The sequence below is a fragment of the Gemmiger formicilis genome, assembly GCF_016901605.1.
Lineage (GTDB): Bacteria > Bacillota > Clostridia > Oscillospirales > Ruminococcaceae > Gemmiger > Gemmiger formicilis_B.
In genome coordinates this window covers 1-2,449 of record NZ_JACJKP010000268.1, presented here as the reverse complement: position 1 = coordinate 2,449, position 2,449 = coordinate 1, and the positions used below count along the sequence as shown (strand labels likewise).

Sequence of the window (2,449 nt, the reverse complement as noted above, 5' to 3'; positions counted from 1 at the left end):
AGATGTGTATAAGAGACAGGCGTGTATGTGGTGGGCTACACCGTCACCGACATTGCCGGCGGCGAGATCACCACGGTGGAAGTGGGCGACCACGTGAACATCGTGCTGCAGGTGGTGGACCATTCCTCGGCCCGGTACTGCGTCAAACCGGAAGAAATCTCCGCCCGGATCAACTCCTCGGTGTTCCAGTACACCGGCATCGGCGAGATCGGCCAGCTGTTTGACTCCAACGACGACCCCAACCAGGAGCGTCTGAGCCGGGTACGCAACGGCGAAGCCACCGAAGATGAGAAAAAGGCCAACGCCTACTATAACTATTACAGCTATGTGCTGCTGTTCCGGGATGTGGTCTACAACGGCGGCGGCAACACCCTGCCCATCAACCTGACTTACCTGGACACCAGCAAACCCATGCAGCAGTTCAGCGTTTCCATCGGCCAGTGTGTGGACAAGGACCAGACCACCGCCCCCAACCTGATCGTGCGCAGTTCCAGCTACGGCAACGGCGCTGTGGCCGGTGAGGAGTTCACCCTCTCCCTGGGCGTCTACGCCACCAGCGGCAACGAGGACCTGAACGACGTCATCGTTTCTCTGACCCTGCCGGAGAATGTTTCTCTTTCCAATGGCAGCCTGTCCAACTACATCGGCACCCTGCAGCCCGAAACCATCCGGGAAGTGACCTTCCCCGTGCTGCCTGCCTCCGGCTTTACCGGCACGGTGGCCAACATTACCGTCAACATGACCGGCACCGGTTCCATCAGCGGCAAGGCCGTCAGCGCCAACACCTCCATCTCGGTGCCCATCAGCCAGCCCGATCGCTTTGAGGTGGGTGAACTGCAGGTGCCTTCCTCCATCACCCTGGGCGACACGGCCAGTGTCTCCCTGAGCTATGTGAACAAGGGCAAAAACCCCATCTCCAACCTGGAAGCACGGCTTTCCGGCACCAACCTGGGCGCCGGCGGCTACCAGTACCTGGGCAACCTGAACGCCGGTACCGAGGGCAGCGTGGACTTTGACCTTTCCCCCGAAGCCGGCGGCGCCGTGTCCGGTACCATCACCCTGAGCTACGAGGACGCCAGCGGCGAACCCCGCACCATCACCAAGGATTTCTCCACCACCGCCGAAGAAATGACCTTTGACCCCGGCATGGTGGACCCCGGCATGGAAGATATGCAGCCGGAACAGACCGGTCTGCCCGCCTGGGCCATGGTGCTGATCGTGGTATGCGGCGGCGTGGTGGTCGTGGTCATCGTGGTGGTGGTCAAACGCACCAAGAAGAAGAAAGCCATGGCGCTGGCCGCCCTGGAAGCCGAGGACAGCGATGAAGATCTCTGATGAAATCGTCCTGAGCGCCCGCAACCTGACCCGCCGCAAGGGCCGCACGGCCCTTACGCTGATCGGTGTGGTCATCGGCACCTGTATGGTGGTGCTGATGATCTCGCTGGGCATTGCCCAGAACCAGGCCAACGAGGAAATGCTGCAAAGCTGGGGTGACCTGACCCAGATCCAGGTCTACGGCGGCGGCATGGCCGTGGGGGCCGACGGCAAGACGCTCAAACTGGACGACGCGGCCATTGAAAGTATGAAAAAGCTGGATCATGTGGTGGCTGCCACGGCCTATGTATCGGCTTACAGCATCCAGGGGCAGGTCACGGCCGGCAACAATGACCGGTATGTGATGGAAATTGGTTCCCTGACCGGCGTGGACCCCACCGCCATGGAACCCATGGGCTTTGAGCTTGCCTCCGGCCGGTGGCCGGATTCCGGCCCGGCCAGCAAAAAGGCCACCAAACTGCAGGTGCTGGTGTGTGACTACACCGGGTACAGTTTTTATGATTCCCGCAAAAGCATGAACAGCCCCAACCGGTACCGCTGGCAGGGCATGACCGATGCCCAGGGCAACCCCGTTGAACCCTTTGTGAATGTGGACAAGGACAAAATGACCCTGACCATCAAAACGGGGGAAGCCGGCAACGAAAAGACCCAGAGCTGGGAACTGGAAGTGGTGGGCCACATCCAGCAGGACGTGAGCAAGGGATGGTGGACCCAAAGCAACATCATTCTGCGCACCCAGGACCTGAAAATGGTGGAGGAAGCCTACTACAAGATGGCCAAGATCACCAACAACAATACTTCCTACGACCAGGTATACGTGAAGGTGGATGACCTGAAAAACGTGGCCGACGTGGAAGAAGCCATTCATGACCTGGGCTTTGAGAACACCTATTCCATGAACCAGCAGCGGGAAGAGATGCAGAAGCAGGTCATGCGCAGCCAGATGATCTTTGGCGGCGTGGCGGCGGTTTCGCTGCTGGTGGCGGCCATCAACATCATCAATACCATGACCATGGCCATCTATGAACGGACCCGGGAAATCGGCGTCATGAAGGTGCTGGGCTGTGAGCTGGGCAATATCCGTACCATGTTCCTGCTGGAAAGTTCCTGCATC

General features: G+C 59.6%; 2 protein-coding genes. Both read left to right on the top strand.

Annotation, left to right across the window (positions count from 1 at the left end; all coding sequences use genetic code 11):
• Positions 1-21: 21 nt before the first annotated feature.
• Positions 22-1,335 (top strand): hypothetical protein, encoded by a 1,314-nt coding sequence (locus tag H6B10_RS13965; protein WP_204652159.1) that lies wholly within the window; start codon positions 22-24, stop codon positions 1,333-1,335.
• Positions 1,322-2,449 (top strand): ABC transporter permease (locus H6B10_RS13960; RefSeq protein WP_204652158.1); only part of this gene is annotated, 1,128 nt, incomplete at its 3' end. The genes H6B10_RS13965 and H6B10_RS13960, both read left to right, overlap by 14 nt.